Below are 19,987 nucleotides of genomic sequence, written 5' to 3'. Positions count from 1 at the left end.
AAACTTGAAAAAAGTTTTGAGTTTCGGTAAACTAGGATGTGCTTATAAAAGCAAACCCATTACTTAGTCTATCGATCTGCCGACGATTTACTCAGTCTTGGGCAATTTAAAGAATGAGGTGGATAAAATGGCAATTTCACAAGCAAAGAAGAACGAAATTATTGCAAAATACGCTCGTCACGAAGGCGATACAGGTTCTGCAGAAGTACAAATCGCAGTTTTGACAGCAGACATTAACGAAATCAACGAACACATCCGTGTTCACCGGAAAGACTTCCATTCACAACGTGGATTGATGAAGAAGATCGGTCATCGTCGTAACTTACTTGCTTACCTACGTAAGACAGACGTACAACGTTACCGTGAATTAATCAAGAGTCTTGGCCTTCGTCGTTAAGATTGGTCAGATAAAGCCCTCTGCATCTCGATGCGGGGCTTTTTTGTTTACCCTAGAAAAATACGAGGGAGTTCTGCTTAATAATTAAGTTGACTTAATCAGCTGGTTAATAAATTATTGAAATCCTAAAATAGTTAGTTAAATTGGAGCAGTCTCCGGAGCGCGAGACTGCTTTTTATTTGGAAGCGAAAAGTAAATTTTTAAATAAAAAACCTCCTAATTGCTAAATGAGCGGCATTAAAAATGGGGGATGGGTTTGTTTTACTAATGTGTTAACGGCAGACCAAGCACTGGCCGTGGTCAATTTAGAGAAATTTGTTAGATAAATTTTGCCGTATAGATAAAGTGAACGCCAAAGTCTTCCTGCGTGCTTTTTGTTTTTGACAATTAATCTATGCTAAAATTAAAGCAGTATATAAATTGTGCGGAAACTAAAGAATATTTAATGTAGGTGAAAAAATGAGTGATGTTATAAAAATCATTCCGTTTGGCGGCGTTCGCGAAAACGGAAAAAATATGTATGCAGTTGAAATCCATAATGATATTTATATTTTGGATTGTGGGCTTAAGTACCCTGAAAACGAGTTATTGGGAATTGACATAGTAATTCCGGATTTCTCGTATCTAGTTGAAAATAAAGACCGAATTGTCGGGGTGTTCTTGACCCACGGCCATGCGGATGCCATTGGAGCATTACCTTACTTTTTAAAGGAAATTGAGGTGCCGGTATTCGGTTCGGAAATGACAATTGCGTTGGCAAAAATTACGGTCAATGATGACCCCGACTTACGCAAATTTAAAAACTTTCACGTGGTGGACGAGAAGAAGGAAATTGATTTTGGGGACGTGACGGTCTCGTTTTTCAAAACTACGCATACCATTCCAGATTCATTAGGAATCGTCTTGGATTGTGATGAAGGACGAATCGTATACACCGGAGATTTCAAGTTTGATCAAACCGCTACAGATGGATACGCGACTGATTTTGGACGGTTAGCCCAAATTGGTACTAAGAAGGTAATTGCGTTATTGAGTGATTCAGCTAACGCAGAAAACTTTGAACGGCCTTCTAACGAAACCGAAATTGCAGCAAGCATCGCTGAAATCATCAAGTATCACGAAGGCCGGGTAGTGGTCGCTTCCGTAGCATCGAATATTTTACGAATTCAGCAAGTAATCGACGCGGCTGTTCAGTCGGGACGCAAAGTTGTTTTGACGGGTCACGATTTAGAAAAAATCGTTAATACGGCGATTAAATTGAATAAGATTAATATTCCAGACGATGACTTAATCGTTCCGTTAAATAAACTTGATAAGCTTGCTCCAGAAGAAACCATCGTTTTAGAAACGGGTAAGTTAGGCGAGCCAATCAAAGCCTTACAAAAAATGGCTTCTCGTCGTCGAGGAAAATTACGAATTGAGCAGGGTGATTTAGTTTTAATTGCTACCAACCCTTCCCACGCAATGGAAACAACCTTTGCGAAGACTAAGGATATGCTCTACCGGGCAGGGGCCGAAGTTAAGTCGATTTCTGACCGCGCTAATGCAAACGGCCACGCAAGTCGTAACGATTTACAGTTGATGCTGAATTTAATTAAGCCCCAGTTTTTGATTCCAATTCAGGGGGAGTACCGATTGTTGGCGGCTCACCAAGAGCTAGCTGAACAGGTTGGAATGAAACCAGAACAAATTTTCATCGTCAATAAAGGTGACGTTTTAGAGTACCAGGATGGTGAAATGTTCCATGGTAAGGGTATTGAAGTTGGCAATACAATGATCGATGGAATCGGGGTCGGTGACATTGGTAACATTGTGCTAAGGGACCGGAAAATCCTTTCTGAAGATGGAGTGTTTGTTGCGGTAGTTACCATTGACCGGAAGAAGAAAATTATTATTAAGGAACCTAAGATCACTTCAAAAGGGTTTGTGTATGTTAAAGCAAGCGGTGACCTAATTGAAGAAAGTTCTAAATTGGTTAAGAAAACCGTGCAAGCTAACTTAGATAACAAAGAATTTGATTGGGGACATTTGAAACAAGATGTCCGCGACAAATTAGGTAAGTACCTTTACGACCAAACTAAGCGGCGTCCGGTAATTTTGCCAGTGATTATGGAAGTTAATCAGCACCATAAAAAAGCTAAAAAGGTTAGTAAGAAAAAATAATGAAGGAAATTGATGAACAACTCACCCAGGCTAAAGAACTCTGGGATGATGGTAAACAAGCCCAAGCGATCCAAATTTTGGAAGAACTTGATGAAAAGACGCCTACCACCCAGGTTGCGGAATTATTAAACCATTTTTACGTTGCTAATCAACAATATTCTGAAGCATTACAATTGGTCGCAAATCAGTCGACCAATTTTTTGCATCATCCGGGAGTTTTTGCGGATTATTTAGGGGCGTTAATTGCTACTAATAATTTCATTGTGGCGTGGAAAACTTTAGCGTCAGCCGATCAGCAGATGAAAACACCGGCGATGGTGACGCGCCTCGAAGAAGCCGAAGTCCGCTATCAGGAAGATTTTCCGCAAAGCGTGCGGGCCGATGAACGCCATTTTTATCATCTCGGTGATCGTCAATTAGCGGATCAGATAAAAGCAATTAAGCAAGCATACCACTTGCCACAAAAAAACTATATTCGGGCAGCAAGTTTTAACTTAGTCGACCCGTACTTAAACCAACTTACCCGCGTTTCAATTCTAAAAGACCTGGTTGATTTACGGGTTGAACGAGAATTAGATTTTATTTGGCTTGACGAAAAAAGCTATCGGGTGGTCCCAGCCCAAATTGATGCCAGTCGTTTACGTAAAGAACTTATGCGATTAATTGAACAAAGTGCAGATCCGGTTCAGGCAGAGTTATTGATTCAGCAAGCGGGGCTAATGTACGATTTAGCATTTCCTTTTCCAGAGCGGGTTTTTGCTACGGCTACGGGATGGCTGGCAGCATTGCAAGCCCAGTTTCTGGCTGGAAAAGAGGTGAAACAATTTCACGACTTAAACAAAATCATGAACAGTATTATGGGTAGTTAATAAAAAAGCCAAATAATTATAATATTTTAGTTTACAAAATAAAGGCGATTATTATACAATACTAGAGGATTCTCTGAGGGTGCTTTGCCTTTCGTGGAGGATGTAGTATAATATTTTTTAAAGGATCCAGTTATTCATTTGAATGCTGAGTGATTCTTACGACATACAGGAGGTTCGTATTAATGGCAAAAGAACATTACGAAAGAACAAAACCCCATGTAAATATTGGTACAATTGGCCACGTTGACCATGGGAAGACTACTTTGACAGCTGCTATTACAAAAGTGTTGTCAGAAAAGGGATTAGCTCAAGCTTCAGATTACGCTGATATTGATGCTGCTCCTGAAGAAAAGGAACGTGGGATTACAATCAACACAGCTCACGTTGAATACGAAACAGAAAAGCGTCACTACGCTCATATTGACGCCCCAGGACATGCTGACTACGTTAAGAACATGATCACTGGTGCTGCTCAAATGGATGGTGCTATCTTGGTTGTTGCTGCAACTGATGGTCCTATGCCACAAACTCGTGAACACATTCTTCTTGCTCACCAAGTTGGTGTTGACTACATCGTTGTATTCTTGAACAAGACTGACCTTGTTGATGACGACGAATTGGTTGACCTTGTTGAAATGGAAGTTCGTGAACTTCTATCTGAATATGATTTCCCTGGTGACGATGTTCCTGTTCTCCGCGGTTCAGCTTTGAAGGCTCTTGAAGGCGACCCAGAACAAGAAAAAGTTATCATGGAACTTATGGACACAATTGATGAATACATTCCAACACCAGAACGTTCAACTGACAAGCCATTCTTGATGCCTGTTGAAGACGTATTTACGATCACTGGTCGTGGTACAGTTGCTTCAGGTCGTATCGACCGTGGTGAAGTTAAAGTTGGTGACGAAGTAGAAATCATCGGTCTTAAGGATGACGTTAAGAAGACTACAATTACTGGTCTTGAAATGTTCCGTAAGACTCTTGACGTTGGTGAAGCCGGCGATAACGTTGGTGCACTTCTACGTGGTATCAACCGTGACGAAGTTGTTCGTGGTCAAGTATTGGCTGCTCCTGGCTCAATCCAAACTCACAAGAAGTTCAAGGGTGAAGTTTATGTTCTATCAAAAGAAGAAGGTGGACGTCATACTCCATTCTTCTCAAACTACCGCCCACAATTCTACTTCCATACAACTGACGTAACAGGTGTTATCGAATTACCTGACAACGTTGAAATGGTTATGCCTGGTGATAACGTTACATTTACTGTAGAACTTATCGAACCAGTTGCTATTGAAAAAGGTACTAAGTTCACTGTTCGTGAAGGTGGACACACTGTTGGTGCCGGTGTTGTATCAGAAATCGACGACTAATATTTACATTAGTCCCGCGAAAAACCCGCTATTTGCGGGTTTTTTTGTTATATTCATATTTACTTTTTGAATTATATACGTTAAGATTATAAGCGTATGCAATCCAGAATTGTAATGAAATAAATCATTTGTCGGAGGGAACACAATGACTGCAAAGTGGGAAAAAACAGGTACTAACGAAGGTAAATTAACTTTCGAAGTTGGTACTGATATGATTAAAGAAGGCGTTGATAAAGCATTTCAACGTACTAAGAAGAGTTTAAATGTTCCAGGATTCCGTAAGGGACATGTACCACGCCAAATTTTTAACAAACTTTATGGTGAAGAAGCTTTATACCAAGATGCTTTAAACATCGTATTACCAGATGCTTATTCAGCAGCAATTAAGGAAGCTGGTATTGAACCAGTTGACCAACCACAAGTTGACGTTGAAAAGCTTGAAAAGGGCGAACCTTGGGTATTGAGCGCGATTGTTACCGTTAAGCCAGAAGTTAAGCTTGGCGAATACAAGGGTGTTAAGGTAATCAAGCAAAGCACTCGCGTAACTTCAAAAGAAGTTGACGAAGAAATTGAAAAGAAACGTGAACAACAAGCTGAATTAGTCTTAAAAGAAGGCAAACCAGCTGAAAAGGGCGACACAGTGACTATCGACTTTGATGGTTCAATTGACGGCGTACCTTTTGATGGCGGTAAGGCCACTAACTATGACTTAGAACTTGGTTCAAACTCCTTTATCCCAGGTTTTGAAGATCAATTAATTGGTCACAACACGGATGACGACGTTGACGTTAAGGTAACCTTCCCAGAAGATTACCAAGCCGAAGAACTTCAAGGTAAGGAAGCACTATTCAAGGTTAAGATTCATGAAATCAAGACTAAGGAACTTCCAGAACTTGACGACGAATTCGCTAAGGACGTTGATGAAGACGTAGATTCACTTGAAGAATTGAAAGCTAAAACTAAGGACCAAATCAAGGAACGTAAGATTCAAGCAGCTGACGAAGCTAAGGAAAGCGAAGCAATCCAAGCAGCCGTTGACAATGCTGAAATCAAAGAAATTCCTGAAGCAATGCTGCGTGAAGACGTTGACCGTCAAGTTAACCAATATCTTGCAAACATGCAACAACAAGGTATTAGCCCAGACATGTACTTCCAATTAACTGGTTCATCAGAAGACCAACTTCGCCAACAACTTAGTGAAGGTGCTGAAAACCGGGTTAAGACAACCTTAGTTCTTGAAGCAATCGTTGAAGCTGAAAAGATCGATCCTTCTGACGAAGAATTGGATGCTGAATACAAGAGCTTAGCTGAACAATACAACATGGAAGAAAAAGCAGTTCGCTCTGCATTGACTGCTGACATGGTTAAACATGATGTAGCAATTAAGCAAGCTGTTGACTTGATTAAGGATTCTGCAATTGAAGAACCTAAGTCAAAAGCTAAGAAGAGTGCTAAGAAATAATTGAATTTTTTAAAGTAGGAAGTAACCAAGTTGGCTACGAATTGTCCACCGGTAATTTAAAGAGTTAACGGTGGTACTAGAGAGGTTGGAAAAGGTAATTTTCCAGCCTCTTTCTACTTATTTAGGATAAATGCGCCATCAGCTAGCAAAACGTTTAAATTGGCGTATCCTTAGGGATTCTGCTATGATGGTTGTATAAATATTTGAGAGGTGACAGGATTGTATGATGATCAACAGACATCTGACCAAATTGCTTGCTCTTTTTGTGGTAAAACGCAAGATCAAGTAAAAAAGATTATTGCTGGTCCAGATGTATATATCTGTAATGAATGTGTTGACCTATGTAAAGAAATCATTGACGAAGAACTTGCTTCGGAAAAGAAACCCACTGAAATCACTAACATCCCGACTCCTGCGGAAATTGTTGATTACCTCGACCAATACGTAATTGGTCAAGAAGAGGCTAAAAAGACGTTATCCGTAGCGGTATATAACCACTATAAACGGATTAACAAAATGGCCCAGGCGGATGCTAAGGATGATGGTCCTGAATTACAAAAAAGTAATATCAGTTTAATTGGGCCAACTGGTTCCGGTAAAACTTTCTTGGCTCAAAGTTTGGCTAAAATCTTGAACGTGCCGTTTGCAATCGCGGATGCGACTACCTTAACTGAAGCAGGGTACGTGGGAGAAGATGTTGAGAACATCTTGCTCAAGCTTTTGCAAAATGCCGATTATGACGTTGAAGCAGCCGAACACGGGATTATCTACATCGATGAAATTGATAAAATCGCTAAGAAGAGCGAAAATGTTTCAATTACCCGGGATGTTTCGGGTGAAGGTGTCCAACAAGCTTTACTAAAGATTTTGGAAGGCACGATTGCTAACGTTCCTCCTCAAGGTGGACGGAAGCATCCGCAACAAGAATTCATTCAAATTAACACTACCAACATCTTATTCATTGTCGGGGGTGCGTTTGACGGAATTGAAACAATCGTAAAGAATCGCTTAGGCGATAAGACGATTGGGTTTGGAACGAATGCAAGCACTTCGTTAGATGAAAGTAAGAGCTTGATGCAACAAGTAATCCCTGAAGACTTGTTAAAATTTGGTTTGATTCCCGAATTTATCGGTCGTTTACCAATTTTAACTGCTTTAGAAAAATTAACTGAAGAAGACTTAGTCCGGATTTTAACCGAGCCTAAGAACGCCTTAGTTAAGCAATATAAAGCCTTGCTTGCCCTTGATGGGGTTGAATTGAAGTTTACCCCGCAAGCGTTGCACGCGATTGCTGAACAAGCAATTAGCCGGAATACGGGGGCGCGGGGTCTGCGGTCGATTATTGAAAACGTGATGCGGGACATCATGTTTGAAATTCCGTCCCGAGATAACGTTGCTAAAGTTACGGTTAACAAGAAAACGGTGGTTGACGGCGTAGAACCAGAAGTGGAACTAACCAACGAACAAGCATCGTAATTTCAAAAATTGGAACTAGGTGAATTACTTAAGCCTGGTTCTTTTTTTTGAATCCGTGTTATGATTAAAGGCGGAATTGGAAGGTGGGAATTTAATGGAAGTCCATAATGTAGAGTTACAAATTAGTGCTGTAAAGCCTGAACAGTATCCCGAACAAGGCTACCCTGAAATTGCCTTGGTAGGGCGTTCTAACGTGGGAAAATCTTCGTTGACCAACACGTTGATCAACCGGAAGTCGTACGCGCGGACGTCTTCACAACCAGGAAAGACACAGACACTAAATTTCTACCGGGTCGAAGATCAACTCTTTTTTGTTGACGTACCCGGATACGGATATGCAAAAGTATCCCAAAAGGAACGGGAAAAATGGGGTCGGATGATTGAAAAATATTTGACTTCTCGCAAGGAACTTAAGGGAGTAATTTCACTGGTGGATGCTCGGCATGATCCAACTGATGATGATATTTCCATGTATCAATATTTACGCTACTATGATATTCCGGTATTAGTGGTTGCTACTAAGAGTGATAAAATTGCCCGCGGAAAATGGAACCAGCATGAAAGCCGGATAAAAAAAGTCCTTAATTTTGATCAGCAAGACGCGTTTCAAATGTTTTCTGCGCAAACTAAGTTTGGCAAGGACGCAATTTGGCAATGGATTGAAGATAGGATGGGTGATTAGAAATGGAATTTAACGAGTATCAAAAAAAAGCTAATAAAACCCTTTTAGGCAATGAACAAGTATTAACGAATTGTGCTTTGGGGCTAGCGGGTGAAAGTGGTCAGGTAGTTAATTTAGTTAAAAACTATACTTTCCGGGGCGCGGATTTAGATAAGGAACAGTTAACCAAGGAAATGGGCGACGTACTTTGGTATTTATCCCAAGTCGCACAGTGGGCGGACATTCCTTTTGAAGAGGTTGCCCAAAAAAACATTAAAGACTTAGCAAAACGGTACCCGCACAGCTTTAAATAAAAAATAAAAAACCATCGTTACCAATGGCCTCGTGAAATGAAGCAAGTTGGTAACGATGGTTATTTTTTTTGTCCTTTTTTGTCTTTATCTTTAGCTAAAAATTTATCTTTCTTCTTTTTTTCTTCAGCGGTGGTTGCCGGATTAGTAAATTGCCCCAGCATTTTTTCTAAATCGGTCGTTCTTTTTACGGTTAATCCCATTTGATAATCACTCCCTTGCGCATATCATACCAAAAATATTAGTAATTGTCAGAAATATACATTTCCATAACTAATATTCAGATTATTATGAATAATAATTCAAAATAACGCAATCGGTCTTCCGAAATTAGTATTCATAGTGTATATTAATAAACATTACATGAATAAGGAGATTGCGATGAGAAAAGAGAAGACATTTTTTAATTGGTTATTCATTATATTTTCATTATGTTTGATTAGTACGGGAGTTGACATAGCGGACACGGTGCACGCTACGACGAAAGACCCCACTTATCAACGAATTAGAGAGCGGGGATATATCGTTTTGGGAACGAGCCCAGATTACGCGCCTTATGAGTTTCAAACTTCTAGTAATGGAAAAAGTAAGGACGTGGGAATGGATATCAGCGTTGCTAAAGATATTGCCCATGATCTAGGAGTAAAACTAAAAATTAAAAACATGGATTTTGATTCCTTACTAGTAGGATTACAAACTGGCAAGGTTGATATGGTTCTTTCGGGAATGAATCCTAGTGCAGCTCGGCGGAAATCGGTTGATTTTTCTAACGTTTATTATCAAGGTGGTCAAAGTATTATTATCAATCAAAAGGACGGGCATTTATTTAAGGATAAAAACTCGTTTCATCAACGGAAGGTGGCTGCCCAAACGGGGTCAATCCAATATAACCTCGCCAAAAAGCAAATTAAGGGGGCTTCGGTAAGGGGGATTGAGAAGGGAACTGATTTGATTTTGGCCTTGCAAACTAATAAAGTCGATGGAATCGTAATGGAAAAGCCCACCGCGGAGGCCTACGCCGCAAATAACCGGGGATTAAAGATTCTCAACGCCCATTTTAAATTGAATGATGACGAAACTAGCACGGCAGTAGCCTTACCTAAGGGCTCTCCAGTTTTAAAAGCTAAAATTAACCAGACCATTGCGCGGATAAAAAAGCAAAAACGGTTACCAGAATACTTAAAAACGGCGGGAACTTATTTAAAAGGCAATACTGTAGACACCTCCATGATCCATTATTGGAAGTACTTTGCACTTGGAGTGGGATACACGATCTTAATTTCGTTAGTGGGCGTTTGTTTTGGTTCAATAATCGGAGCACTGCTAGCCTTAATGCGCTTAAGTCGACACACTAGCCTGCGAGCAATTGCGTTGGCTTATGTAGAATTTGTTCGGGGAACTCCGCTAATGGTGCAACTGATGTTGGTTTACTTTGGTCTGGGAATTGTGGTGAATTTACCGGCGCTGACTGCTGGGATGATCGCAGTTTCCTTAAATAGCGCGGCTTACGTTGCCGAAGTGATTCGGGGAGGAATTAATTCGGTTGATGAAGGACAGGTCGAAGCTGCCCAAAGTTTAGGACTAAATTATCAAGACCGGTTGCGTTTCGTAGTTTTACCACAGGCCTTAAAAAATATTTGGCCAGCGCTTGGCAATGAATTTATTTCCCTAATCAAGGAAAGTTCGATTGTTTCCATTATTGGGGTGACGGACCTAATTTACCAGTTAAAAATTGTCCAATCAGATACTTATCGGGGCGTTGCACCAATTTTAGTAGCGATGGTCCTTTACTTCGTTTTAACTTTCTCGCTATCACGGTTATTAAAATTTTACGAAGGGAAGTTTAACTAATGACCAAAACTATTTTTAAGATTGAAAACTTAACTAAATCGTTTGCGCAGAACGTGATTTTAAAAGACGTTTCGGCGGAAGTGAAGGAAGGTGAGGTGATTAGTGTGATTGGCCCTTCGGGAGCCGGGAAAAGCACTTTCTTGCGTTGCTTAACCTTGTTAGAAAGGCCAACTGCGGGCGCGGTGGTTTTTGAAGGACGGAACCTAGTAGAAAAAAGCTTACGTGAAATTGAAGAAGTGCGGCAAAAGGTGGGCATGGTTTTTCAAAACTTTAATTTATTTCCTAACCTTACGGTGTTGGAAAATATTACATTAGCACCACGACGGGTAAAGGAAATTTCTGAAGAAGAAGCCCGGGGCCAGGCTCAAAAACTGCTAGAAAAGGTGGGCTTGGCAGATAAAACGGATGCGTACCCGGGAAATCTGTCAGGCGGACAAAAGCAACGGGTTGCCATCGCTCGCGCGTTAGCGATGGAACCGGCTGTAATGTTATTCGATGAACCCACTTCGGCGTTAGATCCGGAAATGGTTGGCGAAGTTTTAACAGTTATGCGGGATTTAGCCCAATCCGGTATGACAATGGTAGTGGTTACTCACGAAATGCAATTTGCTAAATCGGTCTCGGACCAGATTTGGTTTATGGATGCAGCTAATATTCAAGAAAAGGGAACTCCCGATAGCTTTTTTGTTCAGCCACAAACTAGCCGGGCCCAGGATTTTCTCTCGAAAATTAATTTGCAATAAACTAATTGACTTGGCTAATTTTAAAACCCCAAAAGTGATTTTTGCGATTAACGGCGGGGGTTTTACTATGTAATGGGAATGGTTCCTTTTGATTGATAATTATGGTTAAATCAGAGTATAATGTTATGAGTTACGAGTAATTATGTAAACTAGGAGGCAGTGATTTGGCGTCAGAGCATATTGAGCATAAATTGGCTTTGTTACCGGACAAACCCGGCTGTTACCAGATGAAAAATTTGAATAGTCAAATTATTTACGTCGGTAAGGCGAAGAATCTAAAAAACCGGGTGCGCTCGTACTTTAAAAGCAGTCATGAAGGTAAAACAGCTAAATTAGTAAGTGAAATTGCTGATTTCGACTACATCGTCACCGCCAGTGATAAGGAAGCATTTTTACTAGAAATTACGTTAATCAAGAAGTACCAGCCCTATTACAACATCAAGTTGAAAAAGGGAACCGGATATCCTTACATTAAAATTACAAATGAAAAGGATCCGCGGATGCAAATTGTTTCTAACGTCCGGCGTGATGGGGGATACTACTTTGGACCGTACCCGAATGTTTACGCAGCTGAAGAAACGCTTCATTTTTTAGAAAAGGTTTATCCCTTACGGCGTTGTAATGGATATCAAGGGCGGCCCTGTCTGTATTACCACATGGGGCAATGCCTGGGGGCCTGCTTTAAAGAGGTTCCTAAAGAAGAATATGACCAACAGATTGCTAAAATTAAGTCCTTTTTGCGAGGGAACGTTGCTAAAGTTAAAAAGTCGTTGCAGGCAAAAATGCAGCAAGCTTCTGAGGCAATGGAATTCGAACGGGCAGCTGAAATTAGGGATCAGATTCACTACATTGAAGTTACCGTTGAAAAACAGCGGATCATTTCTAACGACCGCACCCCCCGGGACCTGTTCAACTTTTATTTGGATAAGGGATGGTTATCCATTCAGATTTTCTTCATCCGTCAATCCCGGTTGATGAAGCGCGAGAAACGGTTGTTTCCAATTGCTTCGGATGTGGCTGACGAATTTTCTTCGTTCATTTTACAATTTTACAATAATAAAAATAAAGTGTTGCCTAGTGAAATTTTGGTGCCAGAAGGATTGGACAATCAAATTATTAGCGAAATTTTAGGAGTGCCGGTCCGTACGCCTAAACGAGGGGAAAAGCGGGACTTAATGAATTTGGCTCGCGAGAATGCCCAAATTACGTTAGAAGAAAAGTTCCGTTTGTTAGAGCTTGACGAAAGCAAAACCGTGGGAGCCATGAAGGAAATTACCGATGCCCTGGGAATCCCCGAGGGACACCGGATCGAGGCTTTTGACCATTCACATATTCAAGGAGCCGATTTAGTTTCGGCGATGGTGGTCTTTACCGACGGCAAACCCGACAAGAAGATGTATCGCAAGTTTAAGCTGAATACTGTTGATCACGCGGATGAAGCTGCCAGTACCCGGGAGGTAATTCGGCGTCGGTATGTTAGACTATTAAAGGAACACCAATCGCTGCCTGATTTGATTTTAATGGATGGCGGAGATGTACAGTTAAATGCCGCGCGCGATGTGCTGGTGAATGAGCTTAGTTTGCACATTCCGGTTGCTGGAATGGTAAAGAATGATAAGCATAAAACCGCAGATTTAATCTTTGGTGATCAAGACCAGCGGGTGCAGCTTGACCCTAAGAGTCAGGGATTTTACCTAGTCCAACGGATTCAAGACGAAGTGCACCGGTTTGCGATTACTTTCCACCGGCAAATGCACGCCAAAAACTCGTTATCATCACAACTAGATTCGATTAACGGGGTTGGACCAAAAACACGTAACAAACTTTTACGGGAATTTGGGTCACTGAATAAGATTCGAGACGCTAAAATTGAAGAAATCGAAGCATTGGGAATCTCTGCGAAGGTTGCTAAAACGATTAAAATCTCGCTAAGTGCGGTGAAGCGGTGACTAACGGTTAACGCAGTTAAAAAAGATTAGGAGAAAAACATGTTTGTAGATCAAGTTAAAATAAATATTAAGGCCGGTAACGGGGGAAACGGAATCGTTGCCTTTCGGCGTGAAAAGTACGTTCCTAACGGTGGACCTGCCGGTGGCGATGGGGGTCGCGGCGGAGATGTGATCTTAAAGGTCGATCCCGGTTTGCGCACCTTAATGGATTTCCGTTACCGTCACAAGTTTAAGGCCGAATCCGGAAAAAATGGGATGAATAAGCAAATGACCGGACGGAGTGCTGAAGATTTAGTAATTATGGTTCCGGGTGGGACAATCGTTCGGGATTTAACTACTGGCCGAGTAATCGGGGATTTAACAGAAAATGGTCAAGAACTAGTAGTTGCCAAAGGTGGCCGCGGCGGTCGGGGCAATATGCATTTTGCTAACCCACGGAATCCGGCGCCAGAAATTGCCGAAAATGGTGAACCAGGTGAAGAACTGGAATTGCAATTAGAATTGAAAGTTTTGGCAGACGTTGGATTGCTTGGATTTCCGTCAGTGGGCAAATCAACGCTGTTATCAGTAGTTACTAGTGCAAAACCTAAGATCGCTGAATACCACTTTACTACCTTAGTACCTAACTTAGGGATGGTTCAGTTAGATGACGGACGTGACTTTGTTATTGCTGATATTCCAGGACTAATTGAAGGAGCTTCTCAGGGCGTGGGGCTCGGGTTTGAATTCCTACGACACGTAGAACGAACTCGGGTGTTGCTTCACCTGGTAGATATGAGTGGGCTTACCGAAGCAGATCCGTTTACTAATTTTGAACAGATTAACGCGGAGCTAGAAAAATACAACCCCGATTTAATTAAGCGACGGCAAATTATTGTGCCAACCAAGATGGATTTACCGGGTGCGGACGAGCAATTAGCCGAATTCGAGAAAAAGGTTCGGGCCGATGAACGTTACCGTGATTTTGAGATCTTCCCAATTTCTTCGATTACGCATGAAGGCCTTAGCAAGCTGATTTCTCGGACAGCCGATGTCTTAGAATCGACCCCTCAGCCAACGGTAGTTAAGGATAATTCAGTCGATTCGACCGATAAGACCTACGAATTTAACGCGGACAAGGACTTTGAAATCGACAACGAAGACGGTGTCTGGGTAATTAAGGGAGCTAAAATTGAAAAGCTCTTTAAGATGACGGATACCACCCATGACGAAAGTTTGTTGCGCTTTGCACGGCAAATGCGAGGAATGGGAATCGATGATGAACTACGGCGCTTAGGTGCTCGAAATGGGGACAGCGTACAGATTTTAGACTTTGTATTTGAATTTGTAGAATAGCAAAAATCAGTGATTGAATACCATCACAAATTAACAAAACATTTGTGCGGGGTTAATCACTGATTTTTCACTTGAGAATTAAAAATTGTTTACGCAGGTAATAGCCAAAGAGGGGACTGGTTAGTCCGCTTGTGGGATTTACCAGCCAAAGCTTGGCTTGAGGCTGAGCCAACCGGGTTTGGGCGCGTAATTGGCCTAAGGTTAAGCCGGAATGACTTGACGGTCGGTTAGCCACGTGCAGTAAAATGGTTTGACCGTCATTGGTGAGGGTTAGCTTGGTGATTATGGAAACGGCCTTTTGTTGTTCGCCCTTGAGAATCAGGTTGGAATGAAGTTCCACGGTGGATTTGATAAAGTTACTTAAATTCATTAGTGAAACCCTCCTCAATATTCTTTAAGCGGTTCTGCTAAAATAAGAATAGCTTAAAAGAAAAATGGATGCTAGTGATACAATTAAATTAAGTAAAAAATGGATGTTAAGGCAGTGTATAGGTGAAAGTATGCAACTTGAATTTTTAGGAACGGGTGCGGGAAGCCCCGGTCGTTTTAGAAACGTCACGAGTGTGGCATTGAAATTATTAGATGAAAGTAACGAAGTTTGGCTCTTTGACTGTGGAGAAGCAACTCAACACCAAATTTTAAAAACTAATATCCGTCCGCGAAAGATTGACAAAATTTTTATTAGCCATTTGCATGGAGACCATATTTTTGGATTGCCTGGTTTTTTGAGTAGTCGCTCAAATCAAGGTGGCGATTCTGAATTAACCATTTATGGGCCAGCGGGGATTAAGGACTTTGTGATGACGGCGCTACGGATTTCGGAAACTAAACTGGCTTATCGCATCCGGTTTGTCGAAATTACGAAGGGCGGCAAGCTCTTTGAAGATGCGAACTACGTTGTAGAAGTTGCTGAACTAGATCACCGGATTAAAAGCTATGGATTCCGGGTTCGCGAAAAGGACCATCCCGGAGAACTATTGGTGGATAAGCTAAAGGAAATGGCAATTCCTGCTGGACCGATTTACGGGGAAATTAAGCAGGGTAAACAGGTTACTTTACCGGACGGAAGAGTAATTGATGGCAAAGATTTCATCGGCAAGCCGCAACCTGGTCGGGTAGTCACCATTCTTGGTGATACGCGTCAGACGGCCAATATTGAAAAATTAGCTTATCACGCGGACGTTTTGGTGCACGAAAGTACGTTTGGCAAGCAGGAGGGTAGTTTGGCAAGGAAATATTACCATTCGACCAATATGCAAGCCGCCCGAATTGCTCAAAAGTGTCGGGTAAAAAAACTATTGTTAACGCACATTTCAGCTCGTTACACTGGTAAACTTGCTAAACAGCTAGAAAAAGATGCTTGTACAATTTTTGCCAATACTAAAGTGGTTCAAGATTTTGATGAAATTGACGTTCCACTTCCGTAAAGGCCTGAGGTGGCCTATTTGGTAGGAAGTTAGGAAAAATAAAGGAGGATGATCTTTGATGAAAACTGCGGTAATTACGGGTGCTGGAAGTGGTTTGGGCCGGCAAATTGCGATTTTGAACTGCCCTTATTACGATAACTTGGTCCTTTTAGGGCGAAATTCAGATAGGTTGAAGCAAACCGCGCAGGACTGTTTCAAATGTGGCGCCCGGCAAGTATTTACGTTATCTTGTGATTTAACCCAAGAAGCGCAAATCGAAGCAACGGGGCGTTGGATTCGTAGCCATTTAGGCTCTGTGGACCTGTTGGTTAATAATGCTGGATTAGGTTATTTTAAAACGTTGTTGAATCAAGATTTTTCCGAAATTGACCGAACGTTGAGCACTGATTTAGCGGGAACCATTAAGCTAACGCGGGCGTTGCTACCGCTGATGGTTGACCACGTTGGTGAGGCGGCAGACATCGTTAACGTTGCCTCGATTGCTGGAAAAGTTGCTACCGCTAAGACCACCACTTATGCTGCGGCGAAGTTTGGACTGGTGGGCTTTTCGAACGCGTTACGCTTAGAATTAAAACGGCGAAACGTGCGGGTGCACACGATTAATCCGGGTCCAATGGATACTAACTTTTTTAACATTGCTGATCCAAGCGGTAAGTATCTTAAAGGTGTGCAAAACTTCGTCATTAGTTCTGACCGGGTTGCGTGGCTAACTCGTAGAGCAATTGAACAAAATCTGCGCGAAGTAAACGTTCCTAAGGTAATGGCTTTAGGAGCAATATTTTATCAAATCTTTCCGCGTTTAGGTGACGGACTGGTTAACAGTCCAATCATTAACCGGAAATAACTGGAGTATGTTACTTAATGAAAGATAGTCGATTTAATTGGCAGGTACCTTCACTGCCGGATGTGGATATTGCGGAGTTAGCTAAGGCAACCCAGCTGGATCCAATCATTGTAAGAATCCTAGTAGCCCGGGGGTTCCGGACTGCCGACGAAATGACCAATTTTTTGGCGATGGATCAAAGTGTGGTACACGACCCGTTTTTACTACACGATATGCAAAAAGCTGTCGAACGGATCATGTCCGCAATTGAAGCCAACGAAAAGATTTTGATCTATGGAGACTACGATGCTGACGGGGTGACGAGTACGACCATCATGTATGAAACCCTTGCTCAGTTAGGTGCGGACGTAAATTATTTTGTGCCGAACCGTTTTAAGGATGGATACGGTCCAAACTTAGCGGAGTACCAGCATTTTATTAACAATGAGCAGGTTCAACTAATTGTGACGGTTGATAACGGGGTTGCTGGCAACGAAGCCATTAATTACGCGCAAGAGCACGGTGTGGACGTGGTGGTAACTGATCACCACGAAATGCCCGATCAATTGCCTAACGCATATGCAATCGTCCATCCCCGACATCCAGAAGGAGAATATCCCTTCGGAGATTTATCTGGCGTGGGAGTTGCTTTTAAGGTGGCTTGTGCGCTATTAGAAGAAGTGCCCGAAGAGTTTTTGGACTTATACGCAATCGGTACAATTGCGGACTTAGTTTCGATGACTGACGAGAATCGCCTCTTAGTTAAGCTAGGATTGCAGCTAATCCCAGAAACTTCCCGAATCGGGTTGCAAAAATTAATTGCGGTGGCGGGCGTTGAAACTAGCCAGATTGATGAAGAAACAATCGGCTTTACCGTGGCACCCCGAATTAATGCCGTTGGTCGCTTGGGAGACGCTAGCCAAGCCGTAAAATTATTGACGACCTTTGACGAGGAACAAGCTACCGCGATTGCTAAGGACATTAACGCCACCAATACTAAACGCCAAGGGTTGGTTAACGAGATTTATGAGGTGGCGGCAGAAATTGCTAAAGATGAAGGCCATCGCGATTTACAGACCTTAGTAATTAGCGGCCACGATTGGCATCAGGGAGTACTGGGGATTGTTGCGAGCCGCTTAGTCGAACTGACTAACAAACCAACCATCGTGTTAAGCGATCAAAACCAGGATGGCGTATATAAAGGTTCCGGTCGTAGCGTGGCCAATTTAAACCTTTTTGAAGCCTTGAACCCGGCGCGCGAGCATTTTGAAGGTTTTGGCGGGCATCACATGGCAATTGGGATCACCGTTAAAGAGGCTAATTTGCCAGTTTTAGCGGACCAACTTGAAAAGGCTGCGGAACAAGCCCAACTCGATTTTCGGCAACGGCCGCAGTTGAATTTAGATGCTACGGTTGCAATTAGCGAGCTTTCCACGGACTTAGTAACCAAAATTAAGCAATTAGGTCCGTTTGGAATGGATAATCCGGTGCCTAAATTGGCAATTACCAACGTACGAGTTACCGATGTGAAGGCAATTGGTCAAAACCAAGCTCACTTAAAATTCACGGCAAATCAAGCTGGCCAACAATTAGCAGCCATTGCATTCCAACGCGGGGAGATCGCGGATAAATTAAGTCACTTATCCAACACCATTGACCTGGCCGGAACGTTGGGCATTAACGAGTGGCGGGGGAATGTAACACTACAATTAATGACCGAGGATTTGAAAATTAACGGATTGCAGGTGGTTGATCAGCGAACCACTAATTTAGCTAAGAGTCTGTTCCGTGATGAGCAACAGTACATCTTTTTCAATCCCAAACTATTAAGTTTAATTGAAAAACAAAACTTGGGCCGTCAGCTTTATCTTTACGATTCCCCGGCAATCCAGGCCCATCAAGCCGTAGTACTGGTTGATTGTCCGCCTAGTTTAAAAGTTCTACGACAGGCTTTGCAAAAGTGGCAACCAACCCAAATTACAACTTACTTTTTCCACCAAACTGATTACTACGCAAGTGGGATGCCGAGTCGTACTGAATTTGCGACAGTTTTTGCGGCGGTCAAACGGCAACCGTTAACTAAAGCGGCATTGTTACAGCTAGGAAAACAATTAAAAATTGACCAAGAAAAGGTTAATTTTATGGTAAAAGTATTCTTTGAACTAAATTTTGTTAAAATGGAACAAGGAAAGCTTTTGATAAATGACGAAGTTCAAACTCACCAATTATCTGAAGCTCCAATCTACCAAAAACGTTTGGATTTAATTCAAACGCAGGAAAAACTACTTTATAGTAACGGTGATCAATTGGCAACCATGCTAACCCAGTTACTAAACGTTGAGAATGAGGGAGTGTCTTAAATGGCATTGGATTTACATGATTACATCGCAAGTATTCCGGATTTTCCAGAAAAGGGAGTTATTTTTCGGGATATTTCACCTTTAATGGGAAACGGAGAAGCTTTCCGAGAAGCTACTAACCAAATCATTGACTTTGCTAAAGAAAAAAAGGTTGAAATGGTTGTAGGACCTGAAGCACGCGGTTTTATTGTTGGCTGCCCAGTCGCGTACGCCTTGGGAGTGGGATTTGCTCCCGCACGGAAGAAGGGTAAATTGCCAACTGAAACGGTTAAAGCTTCCTATGGACTTGAATACGGAAAGTCGTCGTTATATTTGGAAAAATCTGCCATCAAACCAGGGCAACGGGTTTTAATTACCGATGATTTACTAGCCACCGGCGGAACTATTGCCGCAACCATCAAGCTAGTTGAACAGCTTGGCGGGGTAGTAGTCGGCACTGCCTTCTTAATTGAACTTAAAGACTTGCACGGACGCGAAAAGATTCGTGATTACGACATGCTTAGTTTAATGGAGTACTAAAAATTAGGGATAATAACTTTTAGCACATTATAGTAAATTTTGATTTTTACTAGCAATTTAATTGATGTTCTAAGTAAAGTGACGTTTATGGATGAAAATCTGTAGGCGTTTTTTTGTGCTCAAATTTAAATCGTTAATCGAAGACGAGGGTCTTAACATTTAACGTTTTAGTTTGTTTAGAGGAGGGGCCTTACATAAGAAGGCTTCTCGTTTTTATTTTAAACGCAAATTGCAATAGTAAGTTAGCCAGTGCCGATAAAGCACACAGACG

At 41.9% G+C, this 19,987-nt stretch carries 18 protein-coding genes; 16 read left to right on the top strand and 2 right to left on the bottom strand.

The window, feature by feature from the left end:
• Positions 1-127 precede the first annotated feature (127 nt).
• The 8 genes from rpsO to NL111_RS06215 all read left to right on the top strand — a co-directional run bounded on the left by rpsO (position 128) and on the right by NL111_RS06215 (position 8,712).
• A complete protein-coding gene (gene rpsO, locus NL111_RS06250; protein ID WP_002830470.1) occupies positions 128-397 on the top strand; it encodes a 30S ribosomal protein S15 in 270 nt (89 codons plus the stop codon).
• Between the two features lie 459 nt (positions 398-856).
• Positions 857-2,560, top strand: a complete 1,704-nt coding sequence (locus tag NL111_RS06245; protein WP_002831951.1) for a ribonuclease J — start codon at positions 857-859, stop codon at positions 2,558-2,560.
• The gene (locus NL111_RS06240; protein WP_159207747.1) at positions 2,560-3,429 is read left to right on the top strand and encodes a hypothetical protein; all 870 of its coding nucleotides are present in this window, start codon (positions 2,560-2,562) and stop codon (positions 3,427-3,429) included. Before NL111_RS06245 ends, NL111_RS06240 begins: the two co-directional genes overlap by 1 nt.
• 182 nt (positions 3,430-3,611) lie before the next feature.
• Positions 3,612-4,799, top strand: a complete 1,188-nt coding sequence (gene tuf / locus NL111_RS06235) for an elongation factor Tu (protein ID WP_002830466.1) — start codon at positions 3,612-3,614, stop codon at positions 4,797-4,799.
• Between the two features lie 145 nt (positions 4,800-4,944).
• Complete coding sequence (tig, locus tag NL111_RS06230) at positions 4,945-6,261, top strand: trigger factor (protein WP_058121250.1); 1,317 nt, start codon at positions 4,945-4,947, stop codon at positions 6,259-6,261.
• 219 nt (positions 6,262-6,480) lie between these two features.
• The gene (gene clpX, locus NL111_RS06225) at positions 6,481-7,737 is read left to right on the top strand and encodes an ATP-dependent Clp protease ATP-binding subunit ClpX (protein WP_002831947.1); all 1,257 of its coding nucleotides are present in this window, start codon (positions 6,481-6,483) and stop codon (positions 7,735-7,737) included.
• A 94-nt stretch (positions 7,738-7,831) separates the two neighbouring features.
• Positions 7,832-8,419, top strand: coding sequence for a ribosome biogenesis GTP-binding protein YihA/YsxC (yihA, locus tag NL111_RS06220; RefSeq protein WP_002830460.1), 588 nt, complete (start codon positions 7,832-7,834; stop codon positions 8,417-8,419).
• A gap of 2 nt (positions 8,420-8,421) precedes the next feature.
• Positions 8,422-8,712: a nucleoside triphosphate pyrophosphohydrolase family protein gene (locus tag NL111_RS06215; protein WP_002830457.1), complete on the top strand. Its 291-nt coding sequence runs from the start codon at positions 8,422-8,424 to the stop codon at positions 8,710-8,712.
• Positions 8,713-8,771: 59 nt separating this feature from the next.
• On the opposite strand, the gene NL111_RS06210 is transcribed toward NL111_RS06215, so the two are convergent.
• Positions 8,772-8,912, bottom strand: coding sequence for an SPJ_0845 family protein (locus NL111_RS06210; protein ID WP_002831946.1), 141 nt, complete (start codon positions 8,910-8,912; stop codon positions 8,772-8,774).
• A 178-nt stretch (positions 8,913-9,090) separates the two neighbouring features.
• Between NL111_RS06210 and NL111_RS06205 the strand changes: the two genes are divergently transcribed.
• From NL111_RS06205 to obgE, 4 genes are all read left to right on the top strand, one after another.
• The gene (locus NL111_RS06205; RefSeq protein ID WP_036671242.1) at positions 9,091-10,560 is read left to right on the top strand and encodes an ABC transporter substrate-binding protein/permease; all 1,470 of its coding nucleotides are present in this window, start codon (positions 9,091-9,093) and stop codon (positions 10,558-10,560) included.
• A complete protein-coding gene (locus tag NL111_RS06200) occupies positions 10,560-11,303 on the top strand; it encodes an amino acid ABC transporter ATP-binding protein (protein ID WP_270515303.1) in 744 nt (247 codons plus the stop codon). The genes NL111_RS06205 and NL111_RS06200 overlap by 1 nt, the downstream gene beginning before the upstream one ends.
• Positions 11,304-11,467: 164 nt before the next feature.
• Complete coding sequence (gene uvrC, locus NL111_RS06195; RefSeq protein ID WP_270515301.1) at positions 11,468-13,252, top strand: excinuclease ABC subunit UvrC; 1,785 nt, start codon at positions 11,468-11,470, stop codon at positions 13,250-13,252.
• A 39-nt stretch (positions 13,253-13,291) separates the two neighbouring features.
• Positions 13,292-14,587, top strand: coding sequence for a GTPase ObgE (gene obgE, locus NL111_RS06190; protein ID WP_220444244.1), 1,296 nt, complete (start codon positions 13,292-13,294; stop codon positions 14,585-14,587).
• A gap of 67 nt (positions 14,588-14,654) precedes the next feature.
• Here the strand turns inward: obgE and NL111_RS06185 are convergent, their stop codons facing one another.
• Complete coding sequence (locus NL111_RS06185) at positions 14,655-14,957, bottom strand: hypothetical protein (protein WP_058121247.1); 303 nt, start codon at positions 14,955-14,957, stop codon at positions 14,655-14,657.
• 130 nt (positions 14,958-15,087) lie between these two features.
• Here NL111_RS06185 and rnz point away from each other — a divergent pair, with 130 nt between their 5' ends.
• From rnz to NL111_RS06165, 4 genes are read left to right on the top strand one after another with little or no spacing between them, the layout of a single operon-like run.
• Positions 15,088-16,014, top strand: a complete 927-nt coding sequence (gene rnz, locus NL111_RS06180) for a ribonuclease Z (RefSeq protein ID WP_058121246.1) — start codon at positions 15,088-15,090, stop codon at positions 16,012-16,014.
• Positions 16,015-16,072: 58 nt separating this feature from the next.
• On the top strand, positions 16,073-16,858 hold the full coding sequence (locus tag NL111_RS06175; RefSeq protein ID WP_002831939.1) for an SDR family NAD(P)-dependent oxidoreductase: 786 nt from the start codon (positions 16,073-16,075) through the stop codon (positions 16,856-16,858).
• Between the two features lie 17 nt (positions 16,859-16,875).
• Positions 16,876-19,197 carry a single-stranded-DNA-specific exonuclease RecJ gene (gene recJ, locus NL111_RS06170; RefSeq protein ID WP_270515292.1) on the top strand — a complete coding sequence of 774 codons (2,322 nt, stop codon included), beginning with the start codon at positions 16,876-16,878 and terminating at the stop codon, positions 19,195-19,197.
• Positions 19,198-19,716 (top strand): adenine phosphoribosyltransferase, encoded by a 519-nt coding sequence (locus NL111_RS06165; RefSeq protein WP_002830449.1) that lies wholly within the window; start codon positions 19,198-19,200, stop codon positions 19,714-19,716.
• Positions 19,717-19,987 lie beyond the last annotated feature (271 nt).

The organism is Pediococcus sp. AC40 (genome assembly GCF_030252485.1).
Classification (GTDB): Bacteria; Bacillota; Bacilli; order Lactobacillales; family Lactobacillaceae; genus Pediococcus; species Pediococcus acidilactici.
Note: the sequence above shows the minus strand (reverse complement) of the source record. Positions and strands in the feature narration are given on the sequence as shown.